The sequence below is a fragment of the uncultured Aquimarina sp. genome, assembly GCF_947492115.1.
Taxonomy (GTDB): domain Bacteria; phylum Bacteroidota; class Bacteroidia; order Flavobacteriales; family Flavobacteriaceae; genus Aquimarina.
Window position 1 is genome coordinate 236,301 of the sequence record NZ_CANLMM010000001.1, and the last position, 19,298, is coordinate 255,598.

Sequence of the window (19,298 nt, forward strand, 5' to 3'; positions counted from 1 at the left end):
ATAGTTCAGCAATATACAAAGAAATTACTGTGGTAAATCCACAGGTCTTAGAAACTCTTTATTCTTAATTATAACTTAACACTAAGAAAGAGAATTTAATAGATGAGTACAATTTATTAAAAACTATATCCTACTGATTCAGAAAAGCAACACTATGTGTAGCAACGATTGCGGCAGTTTCTGTTCGTAATCGCGTATTCCCTAGGGTAACAGGAGTATAACCTGTAGCTAAGGCCGTTGCTATTTCCTTGCTAGAAAAATCACCTTCTGGTCCGATTAAAATAGTAGTACTGCCTTTTGTTTTTAGAGTTTCTTGCAAGGATTTTTTATCAATTTCTTCACAATGCGCTATCAATAGCTGATCATTATTTTCTTGTTTTATGAACTCTGTAAATGAAATAGCAGGGTTTAATATAGGTAAGTAATATTGCAGGGATTGTTTCATAGCACTTTGTAGAATACGCTCAAAACGTTCTTGTTTTATTACTTTTCGTTCACTATGATCACATATAACGGGAGTAATCTCGTCAATACCTATTTCTGTTGCCTTTTCTAAAAACCATTCGTACCGATCATTCATTTTGGTAGGAGCTACGGCTAGATGTAGTCTATAGTCTTTTCGATCATGATGATTTTTATCTTGTAGTTGTATAATACACTTGTTAGGACTGGAAAATGTGATGAGACCTTTACATAATAAACCAATTCCATTTGTAATCTGAAGAATATCACCTTCTTTTTTACGAAGTACCTTGGTTATATGTTTACTTTCTTCTCTGGAGAATTCGAATTCTTCAGTAGCGCCTGTGATATCTTTACTATAAAAAAGCTGCATAATAATTAAAACTTAATTCTAGCTTTGGCTACAATACTCATATCTGTAAAATCTTTTTGCAAATATTTTAAGTAACCAACAATGCCGATCATCGCTGCATTATCAGTTGTATATTCAAACTTTGGAACGAAAGTCTTCCATCCATATTTGAATTCGCCTTCTTTTAATGCTTTTCTAATTCCTGAATTGGCAGAAACGCCACCGCCGATAGCTATGGATTTAATTCCAGTTTCTTTAGAAGCCTTTTTTAATTTATCGATCAAGATATTGATTATCGTATGTTGAATAGATGCACATACATCATGAAGATTTTCTTCTATGAAGTTAGGATTTTCTTTTAGTTGTTTTTGAACAAAATATAAAATTCCTGTTTTGAGACCGCTAAAACTAAAATTCAAACCATCTACTCGAGGTTTGGTAAATGGAAACGCTTTTGGATTCCCTAATTGAGCATATTTATCCACAAGTGGTCCTCCTGGATACGGTAAACCTAATATTTTAGCACTTTTGTCAAAAGCCTCTCCAACAGCATCATCAATCGTTTCTCCAATAATTTCCATTTCGAAATGATTAGTAACCTTCACTACTTGTGTATGACCACCACTGATTGTTAGAGCTAAAAAAGGAAATTCTGGTTTATCGAATCCTTCTTCATCAATAAAATGCGCCAAAATATGTGCTTGCATATGATTTACATCAATCAAAGGGATATCTAATGCTAGTGCTAGTGATTTTGCAAAAGATGTTCCGACTAATAAAGATCCCATTAAACCGGGACCTCTGGTAAAAGCTATTGCGGTAAGATCATCTTTAGTAATTCCAGCCTGTTTGATAGCTTGATCAATTACAGGAACAATATTCTGCTGATGTGCTCTGGAAGCTAATTCTGGAACCACACCACCATATTGTTCATGAATTTTTTGTGAAGCAACAACATTTGATAATACACGATCGTTGCATAATATAGCGGCAGAAGTATCATCGCAAGATGATTCAATACCTAAGATGTATACATTTTGTGAACTCATTATGAGGAAAAAGGCATAGAAATTGTTAATATTGTCAGCAAAGTTAAAACAATAAAACGTATCAAAAAATTTGGGAAAATATTGAAAAGGATATTACTTATCCTTATATCGCTATTTGTACTATTGGTGATCTTATTTTCAATTCCCGCAATTCAAACTCTTTTTGGTCGAAAAATAACCAATTATATCAATAAAGAATATAATGTGGATATTAACATTGGTAAAGTTGGTTTAACCTATTCGGGTAAAGTAAATTTAAAAGAAGTCTTTGTAAAAGACCATCATCAGGATACCTTATTATTTGCTAGGAGTATTGCAACTTCTATTTTAAATCTTAGAGAGATTTCTAAAGGGCAGCCAGAGTTAGGAGCAGTTTCGATAGATGATCTAACATTTAGAATGAAAATGTACAAAGGTGAGAGTAGTGATAATCTTATGACTTTCATAAGAAAATTTAATACTGGTAAAACATCCTCGTCTACAACTAAATTTTTACTTACTACAGGTAATGTTACCATGGAGAATGGTAAGTTTAGTTATATCGATGAAAATCTTAATTATTCTGATATCGTCATTCTACGAGATATTATGTTGGATGCGGAGAGTCTTAAGGTTGATGGAGAAGATTTTTATATAACAACAGACCTTTTGGCATTCAAGGATCATAGAGGTTTAAATGTCTCGAATCTGAAAACAGGTTTTTCTATTACTCCGACAGAAATGCGTTTTAGAGATCTAATTCTAGAAACGAAAGATTCTAAAGTAGATGGTGAAATCGTATTCGAGTACGAAAGAGGTGGACTTGTAGATTTTGAGAATAGTGTGAATATTACAGCCGATTTTATGAAAGCGGTAATTTCTACAAATGATTTGATTCCGTTTTATGATGAATTTGGTCGTAATGAAGATCTTACGTTAAAAAATACAACGTTAAAAGGGACTTTAAATGATTTTGAAGTATTAGATTCTGATATTTCTGGATTGGACAGATCGTTAATTCAAGGAAATATACGAATTAGAAATGCAGTTACAGATGTTTCCAAATTCAGATTAGACGGAGACTTAACCAACTTGACAACCAATTATTATGATCTAGTGAATCTGCTTCCAAATATTTTAGGACAGTCACTGCCGAAACAACTATATCAGTTAGGAAGTGTAAAAGGAGTAGGTAAGACCATAGTAACCATTAAGGATGTGGATATAGACATGGATTTCTTTTCTCAGTTAGGGAAAATCAATGCTTTTGTCTTACTGGGAGATTTAGATGATGTTAAAAGTGCAACATATAATGGTAGTGTAATATCAAACAATTTTAATATAGGTCAATTATTGGGCAAACCACGATTAGGAAATGCTGCATTTGATATTAATGTAGATGGAAGCGGTTTTACCTTGGACAATCTAGATACCAAGCTAGAAGGAGATATAAAAAAATTGGAGTTTAATGGATATACCTATACCAATCTTAATGTATTTGGGAATTTAAAAGATCCGGTTTTTGATGGAAAGCTAGTGGCAGATGATCCAAACATGAAATTTAGCTTTAATGGTGTAGCGGATATTTCCGAAGCAATTAATAATTATGATTTTGTTGCCAATGTAGATCATATAGATCTTCATAAACTAAATATTTTTACTAGAGATAGCATTTCTATTTTTAATGGAGATGTGAAGATGAAGATGAAAGGAACAGGTATTAATGACGCTTTTGGTACCATTTCTTTTGAAAAAACATTATACAAAAATCAAAATGCCAGTTATTATTTTGATGATTTTGACATCACATCTAGTTTTGATGACCAAAATATCAGAACGATTACTATGAATAGTCCTGATATTATCGAAGGTAATGTAAAAGGAGTTTTTAGATTTGAAAATGTGTATGATTTATTTAGAAATTCTATCGGTAGTTTATATACTAATTTCGAGCCGACTGAGATTACAGATAATGAATTCATGGAATTTAATTTCAGAATTTACAATAAGATTGTAGATGTCTTTTTTCCCGAAATTCAGTTCGCTCCCAATACTTTTATTAAAGGAAAAGTAGAAAGCAATGATTCTGAATTTAAGTTAACTTTTAAATCACCTTCGATTAAGGCGTTTGATAATCTTATGAAAAAGGTAGATATTCAAGTTGATAATAAGAACCCTTTATTTAATACCTACGTCGCTATTGATAGCATTAATACTCGATATTATGATGTATCTAAGTTTAGCTTGATTAATGTAACTCTTAATGATACACTATTCATGCGTTCTGAATTTAAAGGAGGTAAGAATAATGTGGATAATTACAATTTAGAATTTTATCATACAATCAACGAAGACAATAACTCGGTATTAGGATTTAAAAAATCCGATTTTACTTTTAAAGGATACACATGGTATGCAAATCCATATAAAAGTAAGAGTAATAATAAGATCATTTTTGACAACGACTTTAAAAATATAGCTATACAATCTATTAAGCTTATCCATGAAGACGAAGAGATCAGCGTTTCTGGGGTTATGGAAGGCAAAGATCATAAAGATATTAAGGCTACTTTTAAAGATGTAGATTTAAATAAAATTACGCCTTATATAGAGGATCTAAAGTTATCAGGTGTAGTCGATGGAGATCTTAATATATTTCAGGAAAAAGGAGTTTATTTCCCAAGTTCTACAGTAATTATTAATGATTTAGGTGTAAACGATATCAATATGGGTGAGCTACGAGTCAATGCATCAGGAAATGAATCATTAACTCAGTATTCAATCAATACAAGACTAGTAAACAACGAAGATATAAAGACATTATCCGCCGTGGGTTCTATTAATGTTTCTAACAATAATCCAGATATGAATATCGATGTAAACTTAGATCAATTAGATATATCAGGATTTAGCAATTTAGGAGGAATCGTAATTTCTGATCTTCGTGGATTAGTTTCTGGAAAAGCCAAAATAAGCGGGAATTATGTTAATCCTTCGATTGATGGAGTCTTAACATTAGATAAAGCAGGTTTAAAAGTGCCTTACTTAAACGTGGATCTCGATTTTGATAATAATTCTCGTGTTGTTTTAGATAAGCAGCGTTTTAATTTTGATAATATCGATATCACAGATACAAAATATAAAACAAAAGGAATATTAGGAGGATATATAGGTCATCAACGGTTTTCGAAATGGGATTTAGGTCTTACCTTAAAAGCAAAAGAAAGATTGTTAGTTCTCGATACGGAAGAAGATGAAGAATCTTTATATTACGGAACAGGTTTTATCAGTGGAGATGCTACCATAGCAGGACCGACCGATGGTTTAGTAATTGATGTTAATGCTACTACAGAAAAAGGAACAGTTTTCAAAATTCCTCTAAATGAGTCTGAATCTATAGGAGATAACTCTTATATACATTTCTTAAGTCCAGAAGAGAAACAGGCGCGATTAGATGGTAAGGAGATTATCTTAGAAGAAATTAAGGGGTTAGAGTTAAATTTTGATTTGTATGTAAATAATAATGCTTTAGTAGAAGTTGTTGTTGATAAAAAAACGGGTAGTTCTCTAAAAGGTAGAGGAGCAGGAACACTATTAATAGAGATAAATACCAATGGTAAATTTAATATGTGGGGAGATTTTGTAGCATATGAAGGAAGCTATAATTTTAGATATGGAGCGCTAGTAGGTAAAGATTTTACAGTAAGATCAGGAGGAAGTATTAACTGGGATGGTAGTCCGACTAGGGCAAAACTTAATTTAAGTGCAGTATACAAAACAGAAGCAAATCCAGCTGTATTATTAGAAAATGCTACGATTAACCGAAAAATACCAGTAGAAGTAGTGGTTGATCTTAATGGAGAATTAATACAACCAGATCTTAATTTTAATATAGAATTGCCTAATTTGAGTTCAGTAGCCAAAAGTGAGTTGGAGTATCAATTGGAAGATCAAGCAACAAAGGAACTACAAGCGCTGTCTTTAGTAACACAAGGTCAATTTTATAGTGGAAATTTAGATCCTACCTTTATTACAGGGAATTTGGTAGAAAGAGCTGCAGGATTGGTAAATGGAATATTTTCTGGAGATGATGATAAGTTTAAAGTAGGAGTAAACTATGTTCAAGGTAATCGAAATATCGATCAAGAAGCTGCAGATCAATTTGGAGTTACAGTATCTACACAAATAAATAATAGAATTTTGATAAACGGTAGAGTAGGAGTTCCTATAGGAGGTGTTAGTGAATCTGTTGTAACAGGAGATGTAGAAGTAGAATATTTATTTAATGAAGAAGGAACACTAAAGGGAAAGATTTTTAATCGTCAGAACGAAATTCAATATATCGGAGAAACTCAAGGATATAAACAAGGATTAGGACTTTCCTATTCCGTAGATTTCAATAATTTCGGAGAGCTGATTGATAAAGTATTTAAATCAAAAAAAGTAAAAGACTCGGTAGCCCAAAAAAAGAAGGATACTACCAAAATAGAAACACCAGATTTTATTAATTTTACCGATAAGAATAATTAAATTCTGACAATATAACCTACGATAGATGGCTAAAGAAATTCGGACAATAGGCGTAATGACTTCAGGAGGTGATTCTCCAGGAATGAATGCAGCAATTAGAGCAGTAGCAAGAGCTTGCTCTTATTACAATGTAAAATGTATTGGCTTTTACAGAGGCTATCAAGGCATGATCGAAAATGATTTTTGTGAGATGAATGCCAGAAGTGTTCGCAATATTATAAGTACAGGAGGAACGATTCTGAAATCCGCAAGGTCTTCGGAGTTTAGAACACCAGAAGGGAGAAAAAAAGCTGCAGAAAACTTAAAAAAAGCAGGTGTAGATGCTATGGTACTCATTGGCGGTGATGGAACTTTTAAAGGTGGACAAGTTTTTAGTGAAGAATATGATATTCCGGTAATTGGAGTTCCAGGAACCATTGATAATGATATTGCAGGAACTAATTTTACCATTGGATATGATACGGCTTTAAATACCGTAGTAGAAGCTATTGATAAAATTAGAGATACGGCAAGTTCTCATGATAGACTGTTTTTTATCGAGGTAATGGGACGTGATGCTGGTTTTATAGCATTAAATAGTGGTGTAGGAGCTGGAGCAGAAGAAATCCTTATCCCAGAAGAGGATCTTGGGCTAGATAGGATGCTAGAGTCATTAAAAAGAAGTAAAAGATCTGGAAAATCTTCCAGTATTGTAGTGGTAAGTGAAGGAGATAAGATAGGAAAGAATGTATATGAACTAGCAGACTATGTTACCGAAAACATGCCTGATTATGACGTAAGAGTAACCGTTTTAGGTCATATGCAGCGTGGAGGATCTCCAACTTGTTTTGATAGAACTTTAGCCAGTAGACTCTGTGTTAAGGCAGTCGAGTTATTACTTGATGGAGAAAAGAACGTAATGGTAGGATTGATTAACAACGAGATTGTAGCCACTAATTTTGATGATGGTCTGAAAGAAGATCACAGCATTAACAAGGAATTATTACGAATTTCGGATATACTTTCTGTATAAATTTATGATGACAATAGCTATAATCGCTCACGATGGTAAGAAAGCCGATATGGTACAGTTTCTTAACGAACATCGAGAAATATTAGATTCTAAAAAAATTAAACTTGTTTCTACTGGAACAACAGGAGAAAAAGCAAAAAAAGCTGGTTTTAATGTAGAAGCATTACTTTCTGGTCCTCTTGGTGGAGATGCGCAGATTGCAGCAGGTGTTGCCGAGAAGAATATACATATGGTCATTTTTTTTAGGGATCCTTTAGCCAAACACCCTCACGAACCAGATATTTTTATGTTAATGAGACTTTGTGATGTATATGATGTTCCGTTAGCTACAAACCCATCTACTGCAGAATTATTACTTAAAGGGTTGTAAAGATAAGTGATAGATACATTGTTCTTGTAATTCTCATATCTTCTAGAATGCAAAGTAGATTCTTTTCAAATATTAGTTAGTTTTAGTAAGATTAATAAAAGCTCTACAGGATTTTTTCTTTTTTCTTTAAAAGTACTATGGAAATACAAATTTTAAATTTTATAGAATAGAAGTGTTTTGTTGATTATTATTATAAAATAGTATTTTGTTTAGAGAATGATTTAAAATCATAGTTAATTAATAAGCGTTAAATTAAAATATTCATTATCCATTTTAAGGTTTGATTAAAAAAGAATCACGTTGATTTTTTGTTTGCTCATTCGCATATTTTCGCGAAAAACTAACAACTAAATATAGCTTTACATGAAATCAAATCTTAAAAACCTAATCTTTTTATTTTTATGTACACATTGCTTTTACGCTCAACAAATAAATACGGTTCTTACTAAAATAGAGCGAACTGTAAATGTAGGCGATGTGTCTGATTATTTTAATCCTTCGTTAGCACCATTTTATCACGGTGTTGCATCAGGTGACCCTTTAGAAAACTCTGTTATTATTTGGACAAGAGTTACTACCAATGAGAATAATGTACAAGTAGATTGGAAAATAGCCAAAGATCCTCAGATGAATCAAATTGTACAACAGGGTTCTACAAATACCAGTCAATCAAAAGATTATACGGTGAAAGTTGATGCGATCGGTTTGGAGCCATATATGACGTATTATTATCAGTTCGAATCTTTAGGTGCAAAATCTATTATAGGAAAAACCAGAACTGCTCCCGCACAAGAGGATTTAGTTGATAACTTAAGATTTGCTGTAGTATCGTGTTCAAATTATCAAAATGGATATTTTAATGCATACAATCAAATTGCAAGTAGAACAGATTTAGATGCTGTAATACATCTAGGAGACTATATTTATGAATATGAATCAGGAGGATATGGTTATAGTAATGAAATTAACCGAGGTCATGTGCCCGAAAATGAAATAATTACTTTAGATGATTATAGAGTACGTCACTCTTATTACAAATTAGATCCAATGTTACGTAATGTACATCAACAACATGCATTTATAAATATATGGGATGATCATGAGTTTGCGAATGATGCAAATAAATTTGGAGCGGAAAATCATTCCTCATCTTCAGAAGGTGATTGGGAAGCAAGAAAAAATAATGCTTTCAAAGCATATTTTGAATGGATGCCAGTAAGAGCTAATTCCATTGAAGAATACAGACTGTACAGAAAGATATCTTATGGTAAGTTAATGGATTTAATTATGTTAGACACTAGAATAGAAGGAAGAGATACGCAAGTAAATTCTTCTAAAAACCTTATTAGTGCTGCCGCTTCTAACGATGCATTTAAAACTTTTGCACAAAATGTAATTGCTAAAAAGGATCTTACCAAAGAAGAGGAATTAAAAGAAGTATTAAAAGAAGTGTTACCAATGATCTTGAATGTTTCTTTAGATAGCGGTGAGAAATCTAAAAATGAAAAAGCTCTAAATGCCGAGGAGTTCGAGCAGGTAATTGATGGTTTCGTGAATCAAGTTTTGCAAAAAGGAAGTTTAGATAAGAAATCAACCTTTGCTTTAGAGCAATTACTACAGAAAGGAACAAAATATAGAGAAAATGAACTATCAAAGTCTAATAAAGAGTCTTATAAATCCATATTAGGATCAGAACAATTTCTGTGGTTAAAAAATCAATTACAAAGCTCTTCTGCAAAATGGAGAATTATTGGTAATCAGGTAATGGTTATGCCTTGGAATGGTGTTCCTTCTAACGATGCTTGGGATGGATATCAGGAGGAGAGAGAACAACTTTTAGAATTTATTAATACTAACAACATTAACAATGTAATTGTACTAACAGGAGATATACATAGTACTTTTGTTGGTGAAGTACGTTATAAGGGCAATTGCGAAATGTGCGAGTTTGTAGTTCCTAGTGTTACTTCTACTAATTTGGATTTTATTGGTGGAGTTGCTTCGGGATTATCAGAATTTTATGTACGGTTGTTAAACAGACATATAAAAGATGTTGATTTAGATAATCATGGATATTATGTGCTTGATGTAAGAGAAAATAGAGTACAGGCTGATTGGTTTGATACGAATGATGTTTCAAGACCAATAGCACAAGAAAATAGATCTCGTAGCTGGTATGTAAATTCTAATGATTGTAAAGTAAGAAGAACTTCTCAGGCTGCGATAGCACTAAATACCAGAGAAACGCAAAAGGAAACTACTACAAAGCATGAATTGCCTTCAGGAAGTATTAATGAAAAATTCGTTGTCATGGGAGTATACCCAAACCCCATTTTTGATAGAGGGAATGTTCATTATATTATGAATTCCGAGGGTAAGGTGATTATTAATTTGTTTGATATTCAGGGGAGATTGGTTCAAAAGTTACAGGAACAGGAACTTCAAAAAGGGATTTATAATCTATCATTTGATGTTGACGGATTGAAAACCGGTAGCTATATACTTTCTATAGAAAGTGATAATACAAAAGCTACTCGAAATGTTATAATAAAATAAACCACGTATCTCTTATAAATTAAAAGCCTAAGTTGAATAAACTTAGGCTTTTATATTTGATTCAATTGAGGTCTTATTTTACAGCAATTACAGAAATTTCAACATTTACGAATTTTGGTAGTGCAGCTACAGCCACTGTTTCTCTAGCTGGAGCAGTATCTTCGTTAAAATAACTTCCGTATACCTCATTTACTTTCGAAAAGTTATTCATATCACTTAAAAAAATTGTTGTCTTAATAACATTTTCAAAAGTCATATCCACCTCATCCAAAATGGCTTTAAGGTTTTGCATTACCTGTTCTGCTTCTTTTTTGATATCATTCGTAACCAATTCTCCAGAAGTAGGATTAATAGCTATCTGACCAGAAGTATATAAGGTATTTCCGTTTAGAATAGCTTGACTGTAAGGTCCAATGGGAGCAGGTGCTTTGGAAGTCGTGATGATTTTTTTCATGATATGTAAAGTGTTATTGTTTATTTTGATTTTGTAATATTTTCAAATAATTTCCTCAAACCTCAAACCTCAAACCTAAAGCTGCCTGTCTGGTTCTCTACGTTTATCGTATTTGATATCACTTAGAACAGAAGAAGAAATTCCTATGAAAAAGTTCCAAGAAGTTCTTTCACTAAACGGAATCCAATTGAAACTAAGATTCCAACTATCCAAATCTCTCTGAAATCTTAAGTTAGTAAAAGTAAAACCAGGATTTTTTAGATCATACCCAGATGAAACTCCAACGGTCCATTTAGGAGCTAACTCTACATCTCCAGAAAACATAATCGAGTGGGAGGATATCTCATTTTGTCGAGCATTATTACTATAGTTGACAGTGTAAGATAGTCGTAAAGACCAGGGAATTTTGTAATTATAATTTTGTACATCCTTTTTCTCAGTATCCTTACTTTTTTGACGATAACTTTGTTCTTCTCTAAAATCTGTTCCTCCTCCAAACAAATTATCTGGTCGCCCACCATTTTGTAAGGTCTGGTTTGTGAGCGGATCTTCATTCGTTTGGCCTTTTTCAAAATCTTTACTAGAAAAAGAATATCCAAAATTTGCACTAGCTCTGGTTAATCTAAAAAGACTACCTCCATTATCAATATTCCAAACATCAATTTTACGATTATTATTATCTAATGCATATGGATCCAGTTCTGCACTAAAGTTAATGTCTAACTTATTCTGAATTATAGGAATGTTTCCAGTAATTGATAGGGGACTTAATTGTAAAGAGTCACCAGCAATATTGTATGCGGTTCTAAAGTTTAAGTTATTAAGCAAAACCACTTTCTTAGGTTCGAGATCTGTAGTGTCTTTACTCCGCACTTTGGCTTCTAAGTTATTACTTAAAGAAAAACCAATACTACTTGAAAAAGTATTACTAGGTGCACCAAAGAATCCACCTTCGAATCTAGAGTACTCTACTACTTCTTCCTCATCAATATCCAAAGTTGCAGGATTATCTGTAATCGTATATTCGTCATAAAATTGATCAAAGGCTGGATTAATACTATAGCTAACACTTGGCCTCATAGTATGACGAATAGCTTGTATCTTTTTGTCTTTCTTAAAATTAAATGTTCCGTAAATCGTAGTTCCTAAACTAGCAGAGAAGTTGTAGGTTCTAAAAGCATCAAAACCTGCAATAGTATCTCTAACCACCTCTCCAGCGCCGTCATTAGCATCTGGATCGTAACTTTGCTCTATGGTTTCGAACACCCAATTTTCTTGGAAACTTGTACCCATAGTAGCACTTAAATACTTAAAGATTTTAAAGTTGGTACTAATCGGAATAGAATGTTGCATTCCAATTCTAGCATCGTTAAACATATCTCCAGTAAACAAATCATCATCATTGGTAGTAATACGGTTCTCACCTCTAAAATTATACTGGGTGTTGATATTTTGAATAATACCTTTTTTTACACCAACTTTTGGAGCAAAAGGAAATATCCTTGAAACACTTGCATTAACATTAGGTAGCGATAGGTTAACTTCTTGTGTATTTGTATTAGAGTTGTGATTTGCTGCAACATTTAAATTTACCTGAGGATCTCCCTGAAAAGTTTTGGAATAGGAGATGGATGAACTCAACTGGTTATTCAAGAAATTTCCTGTATTTAACTGATTGGTGGACTGTTGGAAGAAGTCACTACTACCAAAATTTACAGATGCCGAAAATCTAGAGTTCGGATTGGATTTGGCATCCTGCGAATGTGTCCATTGGATGTTATAGGTAGTTCTCTGGGCAAAGTCAGGAAAACCTCGTTCGCTAGTTAGGTTATTCTCAAACCGAAATCTCAGATTACCTCTATACTTGTAGCGAACAGCATACGATGTTTCGGCTAATAATGTATAACTTCCATTTGTATAATAATCACCGGTGACCGTAAGATCTGCATAATCACTTATCGCAAAATAATATCCACCATTTTGTAGAAAATATCCTCTGTTATTTTCTTCACCATAACTTGGAATAATAAATCCTGAAGTTCTTTTTTCTTGTAAAGGGAAATAACCAAAAGGTAATCCTAAAGGAGTTGGTACATCTGCGATAAACATATTTACCAATCCTGTTACAATTTTCTTTTTTGGTACAAGTTTGATTCTTCTGGCATAGAAGTAATAATCTGCATTATCTACATCTTCTGCAGTAGTAAATTTTACGTTACTCATGTATATAACAGAATCATTAACTCTTTTAGAAACTTCACCTTTTACGTTCATTTCACCTTGTTTGGTCCTAGAATTGTAAATAAGTGCTTTTTCTGTATCAAAATTAAATCGAATAGAATCAGGTTCAACTACATTTTGTGCTTGCTTAAAAACTGGGGTTTGTGTATAATCTCCTACAGAATCCTTAATGCCATAGGCATATACCTCGTTTTTGGAATTGTCTACGATGATCAATCCAGCATTTATTTGCATTTCTCCATAGATAATTTCTGCTTCGTTGTAGAGATACATTTTGTTTTCTCTACGACTTAGTCTCATATAATCTTTGGATTTGTAAGTAACTTTATCGGTTAACAATTGCGGAGGTTCCACAACGCTATCTTTCTTTACGGTATCCTGATCTTTTTCATTTTCAAGGAGTTCTGTCTTGGGTTCGATATCTTTTTTAGATAGGGCAATAGAATCCTTTGGAGATTGAATAGGTTTCTTTGTCGTTTTATCAAACTCTTGTGCAGTTGTATAACAAATACAAAATAGTGAAAAACTTAGTGAATAAAGTATGTTACGTACCGTTGTTTGCAATGGTTTATATCCTATTTTTGTAAAACTATGGCTTAGTTTTTGAAGTGCCAAAATTACATATATTTTTTATGTAGAGATTGTAATTGAGAAAAAAATAAATATTTCTATCAAATACGATACTCTAATGTTATTTTTTAAGAAACTATGTCGATTAAATTCCAAGATCATTAACCTTGTGATTTTAGAATTATTATACTAAATACGGAAACAATTTGGGAATGTTTCAAGCTAAGGGATAATTTTGATAATTATGAAAAAGAAAATTATATATAGCATTGTATCTGTAGCACTAATTATGGTGTCCTCTGGATTTGCTTTGATGTCCAGAACTTCTGATTCGAATACAGAAAAGTTTATCGTGGCTTTAGATGCTGGTCATGGAGGTGATGATCCAGGAAATAGAGGGAATGGATATAAGGAAAAAGATATTGCATTAAAAGTGGTCTTAGCTGTAGGAGCTGCATTAGAAAAAGACGATCGTTTTAAAGTAGTATACACAAGAAAGACAGACAAATTTATCGAACTTCATGAAAGAGGAAGGATTGCTAATAAAGCAAAAGCTGATCTTTTTGTTTCTATTCACTGCAATTCTCATAGGTCTCAAGCATATGGGACAGAAACTTTTGTTTTGGGGTTGCATGCCAATGATGAAAATTTTAACGTAGCCAAAAAAGAGAACTCCGTTATTTTGATGGAAGACAATTATGAGGCGAATTACGATGGTTTTGATCCTAATTCTCCTGAATCCATTATAGGGCTTACGCTTATGCAAGAAGAATATCTGGATCAAAGTTTAATTTTGGCGAGTTATATAGAAAAAAGATTTACGAATACTTTAAAAAGAAAGAGTAGAGGAGTAAAACAAGCTGGTTTTGTAGTATTACATCAGACATATATGCCAAGTGTATTAGTGGAGCTAGGTTTTTTAACAAATGATAAAGAAGGCAAATATCTAAATTCTAAAAAAGGACAAGATGATATGGCAAAATCGATCATTAAGTCTATAGTTGATTACAAGGATAGTCTGGATGAAACCTATTATGTTCCAGAACCAAAAACTCCAGAGGTAGTCACCAATGATACTATAGTAAAAGCAGTTGATGAAGAATTATATGATGGAATAACATTTAAAGTGCAAATTGAAGCAGGCTCAAACGATGTAGTTTTAGATCCAAAAAATTTCAATGGACTGGATCAGTTATCAAAAATTCAATTTGGAGAGGTTTATAAATATTACTTTGGAAATACACCTAATTATAATTTAATCAAGGAGTTAAAAGATGTAGCTGTTGCTAAGGGATATACCTCTTGTTTTGTTGTTGCATTTAAGGATAACGAGATAATTCCGTTAAGTGAAGCCCTGAAAACTAATACTTCATCGAATTAATCTAAATAAATACTGATAAATCGTTCGTTAATAATCTTTGGAAGTATATTTTTTATTCTAAATTTGTGTCCTAAATATATGCTATTTTGAAATTTACTCGAGAAGTTAAAACTGGAATTTTAGCATTATCTGCTATAGCCCTTCTGATTTTTGGATATAGTTTTTTAAAAGGAAAGAACCTTTTAGAATCTGATCGAACATTTTACGCGGTATATGATAATGTGGAGGGACTAATACCTTCCTCTCCAGTAACCATCAATGGATTAGTTGTAGGAAAGGTTGTTTCTATCAATTTCGCAGATACCAAAGGTAATCTTATTGTAGAATTTAATGTAAGTAGCGATTTTTCTTTTTCCAGAAATAGTGAAGCTATGGTATATGGTGGCGATCTAATTGGAGGTAAGTCTTTAGCTATTAACCCAATTTACGAAGTAGGAAAAGAAGCAAAAGATAGAGATACCTTGCCAGGAAGAGTAAAAGCTGGTTTACTAGAATTGGTAAATGAGCAACTTACTCCTTTACAATTAAAGCTTGAATCAGCAATTAAAGACGCAGATACGTTATTAACTTCTGTAAATGGAATTTTATCTGTAGATAATAAAAACAATCTAAATTCTATATTTAAAGATTTAAGTATTACTGTTCGAAACTTCAAGGGAGCTTCAGGATCCTTAAATAATATTTTATCTGGTAATGAAGATAAGTTAAATACTACCCTTTCTAATCTAGATAAGATGTCTACTAATTTAAATCAATTCTCAGATTCATTATCAAAAGTAAATATTGGTAAATTGGTGAATGATTTAGATGCGGTATTAGCAAATTTTGATAAAATTTCTAAAGATTTAGAAGTTGGAAAAGGAACAGCAGGGAAGCTACTAAAGGATGATCAGCTTTATAACAATTTAGATAGAGCTAGTAAAGAACTAGAATTACTACTTCAAGATCTTAGATTAAATCCTACTAGATATGTAAATATTTCGGTTTTTGGTAAAAAGAATAAACCTTATGTAAAACCGGCAGATTCAATAAACTAACTATCACTAAACTATGCAATATATTCCAAATATCGTTTTTGTAATCATCCTAATCGCTGGAATAGGATATTTTGCAAAAAACGTTCGTAAACTTATTCGTAATATAAAATTGGGTAAGGATGTAGATCGAACGGATAATAAAAAAGAACGTTTTAATAATATGGCTCGTATCGCTTTGGGACAATCCAAAATGGTAAGGAGGCCAATTGCTGGTATTCTACACATCATTGTGTATCTAGGTTTTATCATTATTAATATCGAAGTTCTGGAAATTATTATAGATGGTGTTTTTGGAACACACAGAATTTTTGCATTTCTAGGAGGTTTATATGACTTTTTAATTGGTTCATTCGAGGTGTTAGCCCTATTAGTATTGGTAAGTGTATTTATATTCTGGATTAGAAGAAATGTTATCAATATTCGAAGATTTAAAACGCTAAAAGGATGGCCTAAAAATGATGGTAATATAATTCTGTATTTCGAGGTTGTTCTAATGACCCTGTTTTTAACAATGAATGCTGCAGATTTACAATTACAAAACTTAGGAGCTGATCATTACGTAAAAGCAGGAGCATATCCAATAAGTCAATTTATATCACCATTATTTGATGGAATGTCTGAAGGTTCCTTAATTCTTTTAGAAAGAGGAGCATGGTGGATGCATATTATTGGGATTTTAATTTTCCTTAATTATCTATACTTTTCTAAACATCTACATATTCTTTTAGCATTTCCTAATACGTATTATGGAGATTTAAATCCTAAAGGACAAATGGATAACCTTGAAGCGGTAACGAACGAGGTAATGTTAATGATGGATCCAAATGCAGATCCCTTTGCAGCTCCAGCGGGTGACGAACCAGAAGGGGAGCCTGAAAAATTTGGTGCCTCCGATGTAACAGACTTAAATTGGGTACAATTGTTAAATTCTTACACTTGTACGGAGTGTGGGCGTTGTACCAGTGAATGTCCTGCAAATCAGACTGGCAAGAAGTTATCACCTAGAAAGATTATGATGGACACCAGAGATCGACTTCAGGAAGTAGGAGATAATATCGATAAGAACGGTAGCTTTGTAGACGATGGGAAGCAATTATTAAATGACTACATCACGACGGAAGAATTGTGGGCCTGCACTAGTTGTAATGCTTGTGTAGAAGCTTGTCCTGTAAGTATAAGTCCATTGTCTATTATTTTAGATATGAGAAGATATTTGGTAATGGAGCAAAGTGCTGCGCCTTCAGACCTAAATAATATGATGTCTAATATCGAAAATAACGGAGCACCATGGCCATTCAACCAAATGGACAGGTTAAATTGGAGTCAAGAGTAAAAATTAAATATTATTAACCATAACTATTAACCGAAAACTTTTAAAAATTAAGAGAATCTAGAAATTATGAAGAAGGAAGAAGTAGAGAAATTATTGCATGAAAAGATTGAAGCTGGAGAACATATAAGTCCAGTTTTACCAGAAGGTATTAAAAATTATCTCATCGATATTGATGGGACAATTACAGAAGATGTTCCTAACGAAGAACCAGAGCGTATGGTTACTTGTGAGCCTTTTCCAGATGCTTTAGCAACCTTAAATAAGTGGTATGATGAAGGACATATTATTTGTTTCTTTACTTCTAGAACAGAAGAGCATAGAGAGGTTACAGAAACTTGGTTGAATAAGCATGGATTTAAATACCATAGCTTATTAATGGGTAAACCAAGAGGTGGGAACTATCATTGGATAGATAATCATTTAGTAAAAGCTACTCGATATACAGGTAAATTTACAGAGCTAGTAGAGAGAGTAGTTACCATCGAGGTTTTTGATGATGGAAAACACGATTAATAAATTTTTGTAAGACATCTTTTCTAACAAAAACGATGTATATAAATAATAAAACATATGAGTGAAGCAGTAAAGGTGCCAACAATGGCAGAGTATATGGCCGAAGGTAAAATGCCTGAGGTTTTATTTTGGGTAGGATGTGCTGGAAGTTTTGATGATAGAGCTAAGAAGATTACAAAAGCTTTTGTAAAATTACTTCACAGTTCCAAAGTAGACTTTGCTGTATTAGGAACTGAAGAAAGCTGTACTGGAGATCCTGCAAAAAGATCTGGTAATGAGTTTTTATTTCAAATGCAGGCAGTTACTAATATAGAAGTAATGAATGCTTATGAAATAAAGAAAGTGGTTACTGCTTGTCCTCATTGTTTTAATACCTTGAAAAATGAATACCCAGCGTTGGGAGGAAATTATGAGGTAATGCATCATACGCAGTTTCTTAAGTCTCTTTTAGATGAAGGACGATTAACGGTTGAAGGTGGAAAGTTTAAAGGTAAAAGAATAACTTTTCACGATCCATGTTACTTGGGTAGGGCTAATAATGTATATGAAGCTCCAAGAGATTTACTTAAGAAATTAGAAGTAGAACTTACAGAAATGAAACGAAGCAGACGCAATGGTTTGTGTTGTGGAGCTGGTGGAGCACAGATGTTTAAAGAGCCTGAACAGGGTAATAAAGATGTAAATATCGAAAGAACAGAAGATGCTTTAGAAACAAAACCAGATATTATCGCTGCGGGATGTCCTTTTTGTAATACTATGATGACTGATGGGGTTAAGAATAAAGAAAAAGAGGATAGTATAGAGGTGTTGGATGTAGCAGAGTTAATTGCAAATGCTCAAGATTTATAGAAAGAATTTTAAAGATTTCTAAAAATAAGTAAAGAGTTGATATGTTTGTTCATATTAACTCTTTTTTGTTGCAACAATTAGGAATACTTTTTGTTATTTTATAAAATAAAAAGAAAGTAGATGTTAGTAGATTTTAATGAATTGCCAGATACGTCGAGAGTTTGGATATATCAGGCCAATAGATCTTTTACAAAAGAAGAATTAGAAGAAATACAAGAAAAGCTAGAGGTTTTTATAAATCAATGGACTGCCCATGGGGCAGACCTTAAAGCTGGCTTTGATATAAAATACAAGCGTTTTATTACCATTGCCTTAGATCAAGATCTAAATCAAGCGACAGGATGTTCTATCGATGCTTCTGTTCACTTTATTCAAAAGTTAGAAAACGATTATAAGGTAGATTTAATGGATAAAATGAATGTTTCTTATAAACAGGGAGAGTTTGTTGCCTATAAATCTCTTACAGATTTTAGAAAAATGGCAAAAAATCGCTCTGTATCTCCTAATACAATTGTATTTAACAATCTGGTTACAAACTTAGCAGAATATAAAACAGATTGGGAAGTACCAGCAAAAGATAGTTGGCATAACCGTTTTTTAAATTAGTATT

General features: G+C 32.6%; 14 protein-coding genes. 10 read left to right on the plus strand and 4 right to left on the minus strand.

Translation table 11 applies throughout. The features are described 5' to 3' along the window. Positions 1-130 precede the first annotated feature (130 nt). Together Q1A73_RS01050 and tsaD are read right to left on the minus strand one after the other, a co-directional pair. Positions 131-835, minus strand: a complete 705-nt coding sequence (locus tag Q1A73_RS01050; RefSeq protein ID WP_299600557.1) for a 16S rRNA (uracil(1498)-N(3))-methyltransferase — start codon at positions 833-835, stop codon at positions 131-133. A gap of 5 nt (positions 836-840) precedes the next feature. Beyond that, positions 841-1,863, minus strand: a complete 1,023-nt coding sequence (gene tsaD / locus Q1A73_RS01055; RefSeq protein WP_299600559.1) for a tRNA (adenosine(37)-N6)-threonylcarbamoyltransferase complex transferase subunit TsaD — start codon at positions 1,861-1,863, stop codon at positions 841-843. 81 nt (positions 1,864-1,944) lie between these two features. Here tsaD and Q1A73_RS01060 point away from each other — a divergent pair, with 81 nt between their 5' ends. The 4 genes from Q1A73_RS01060 (at position 1,945) to Q1A73_RS01075 (ending at position 10,310) form a co-directional block, all read left to right on the plus strand. Further along, on the plus strand, positions 1,945-6,372 hold the full coding sequence (locus Q1A73_RS01060) for a translocation/assembly module TamB domain-containing protein (RefSeq protein ID WP_299600561.1): 4,428 nt from the start codon (positions 1,945-1,947) through the stop codon (positions 6,370-6,372). Between the two features lie 25 nt (positions 6,373-6,397). Then, the gene (pfkA, locus tag Q1A73_RS01065; protein ID WP_299600563.1) at positions 6,398-7,384 is read left to right on the plus strand and encodes a 6-phosphofructokinase; all 987 of its coding nucleotides are present in this window, start codon (positions 6,398-6,400) and stop codon (positions 7,382-7,384) included. Positions 7,385-7,391: 7 nt separating this feature from the next. Continuing rightward, complete coding sequence (locus Q1A73_RS01070) at positions 7,392-7,754, plus strand: methylglyoxal synthase (protein ID WP_299602575.1); 363 nt, start codon at positions 7,392-7,394, stop codon at positions 7,752-7,754. A gap of 363 nt (positions 7,755-8,117) precedes the next feature. Then, positions 8,118-10,310 (plus strand): alkaline phosphatase D family protein, encoded by a 2,193-nt coding sequence (locus tag Q1A73_RS01075; RefSeq protein WP_299600565.1) that lies wholly within the window; start codon positions 8,118-8,120, stop codon positions 10,308-10,310. Between the two features lie 73 nt (positions 10,311-10,383). On the opposite strand, the gene Q1A73_RS01080 is transcribed toward Q1A73_RS01075, so the two are convergent. Together Q1A73_RS01080 and Q1A73_RS01085 are read right to left on the minus strand one after the other, a co-directional pair. Beyond that, positions 10,384-10,764: a RidA family protein gene (locus tag Q1A73_RS01080; protein ID WP_299600567.1), complete on the minus strand. Its 381-nt coding sequence runs from the start codon at positions 10,762-10,764 to the stop codon at positions 10,384-10,386. A gap of 75 nt (positions 10,765-10,839) precedes the next feature. After that, the gene (locus tag Q1A73_RS01085) at positions 10,840-13,620 is read right to left on the minus strand and encodes a putative LPS assembly protein LptD (protein ID WP_299600569.1); all 2,781 of its coding nucleotides are present in this window, start codon (positions 13,618-13,620) and stop codon (positions 10,840-10,842) included. A gap of 199 nt (positions 13,621-13,819) precedes the next feature. Between Q1A73_RS01085 and Q1A73_RS01090 the strand changes: the two genes are divergently transcribed. The 6 genes from Q1A73_RS01090 to Q1A73_RS01115 all read left to right on the plus strand — a co-directional run bounded on the left by Q1A73_RS01090 (position 13,820) and on the right by Q1A73_RS01115 (position 19,294). Then, the gene (locus tag Q1A73_RS01090) at positions 13,820-14,956 is read left to right on the plus strand and encodes an N-acetylmuramoyl-L-alanine amidase (RefSeq protein WP_299600571.1); all 1,137 of its coding nucleotides are present in this window, start codon (positions 13,820-13,822) and stop codon (positions 14,954-14,956) included. 86 nt (positions 14,957-15,042) lie between these two features. Next, complete coding sequence (locus tag Q1A73_RS01095) at positions 15,043-15,993, plus strand: MlaD family protein (RefSeq protein ID WP_299600574.1); 951 nt, start codon at positions 15,043-15,045, stop codon at positions 15,991-15,993. A 13-nt stretch (positions 15,994-16,006) separates the two neighbouring features. Then, on the plus strand, positions 16,007-17,326 hold the full coding sequence (locus Q1A73_RS01100) for a (Fe-S)-binding protein (RefSeq protein ID WP_299600576.1): 1,320 nt from the start codon (positions 16,007-16,009) through the stop codon (positions 17,324-17,326). A 66-nt stretch (positions 17,327-17,392) separates the two neighbouring features. After that, positions 17,393-17,839, plus strand: a complete 447-nt coding sequence (locus tag Q1A73_RS01105) for a phosphoheptose isomerase (RefSeq protein WP_299600578.1) — start codon at positions 17,393-17,395, stop codon at positions 17,837-17,839. Positions 17,840-17,896: 57 nt separating this feature from the next. Beyond that, positions 17,897-18,688 carry a (Fe-S)-binding protein gene (locus tag Q1A73_RS01110; protein WP_299600580.1) on the plus strand — a complete coding sequence of 264 codons (792 nt, stop codon included), beginning with the start codon at positions 17,897-17,899 and terminating at the stop codon, positions 18,686-18,688. Positions 18,689-18,808: 120 nt separating this feature from the next. Next, complete coding sequence (locus Q1A73_RS01115; protein ID WP_299600583.1) at positions 18,809-19,294, plus strand: ABC transporter ATPase; 486 nt, start codon at positions 18,809-18,811, stop codon at positions 19,292-19,294. Positions 19,295-19,298 lie beyond the last annotated feature (4 nt).

Bases quoted from the DNA above. Each gene is read 5' to 3' on its own strand.
- Q1A73_RS01050 (WP_299600557.1), bottom strand. From the start codon at position 835: ATGCAGCTTTTTTATAGTAAAGATATCACAGGCGCTACTGAAGAATTC.
- tsaD (WP_299600559.1), bottom strand. From the start codon at position 1,863: ATGAGTTCACAAAATGTATACATCTTAGGTATTGAATCATCTTGCGAT.
- pfkA (WP_299600563.1), top strand. From the start codon at position 6,398: ATGGCTAAAGAAATTCGGACAATAGGCGTAATGACTTCAGGAGGTGAT.
- Q1A73_RS01070 (WP_299602575.1), top strand. From the start codon at position 7,392: ATGACAATAGCTATAATCGCTCACGATGGTAAGAAAGCCGATATGGTA.
- Q1A73_RS01075 (WP_299600565.1), top strand. From the start codon at position 8,118: ATGAAATCAAATCTTAAAAACCTAATCTTTTTATTTTTATGTACACAT.
- Q1A73_RS01080 (WP_299600567.1), bottom strand. From the start codon at position 10,764: ATGAAAAAAATCATCACGACTTCCAAAGCACCTGCTCCCATTGGACCT.
- Q1A73_RS01090 (WP_299600571.1), top strand. From the start codon at position 13,820: ATGAAAAAGAAAATTATATATAGCATTGTATCTGTAGCACTAATTATG.
- Q1A73_RS01100 (WP_299600576.1), top strand. From the start codon at position 16,007: ATGCAATATATTCCAAATATCGTTTTTGTAATCATCCTAATCGCTGGA.
- Q1A73_RS01105 (WP_299600578.1), top strand. From the start codon at position 17,393: ATGAAGAAGGAAGAAGTAGAGAAATTATTGCATGAAAAGATTGAAGCT.
- Q1A73_RS01110 (WP_299600580.1), top strand. From the start codon at position 17,897: ATGAGTGAAGCAGTAAAGGTGCCAACAATGGCAGAGTATATGGCCGAA.
- Q1A73_RS01115 (WP_299600583.1), top strand. From the start codon at position 18,809: ATGTTAGTAGATTTTAATGAATTGCCAGATACGTCGAGAGTTTGGATA.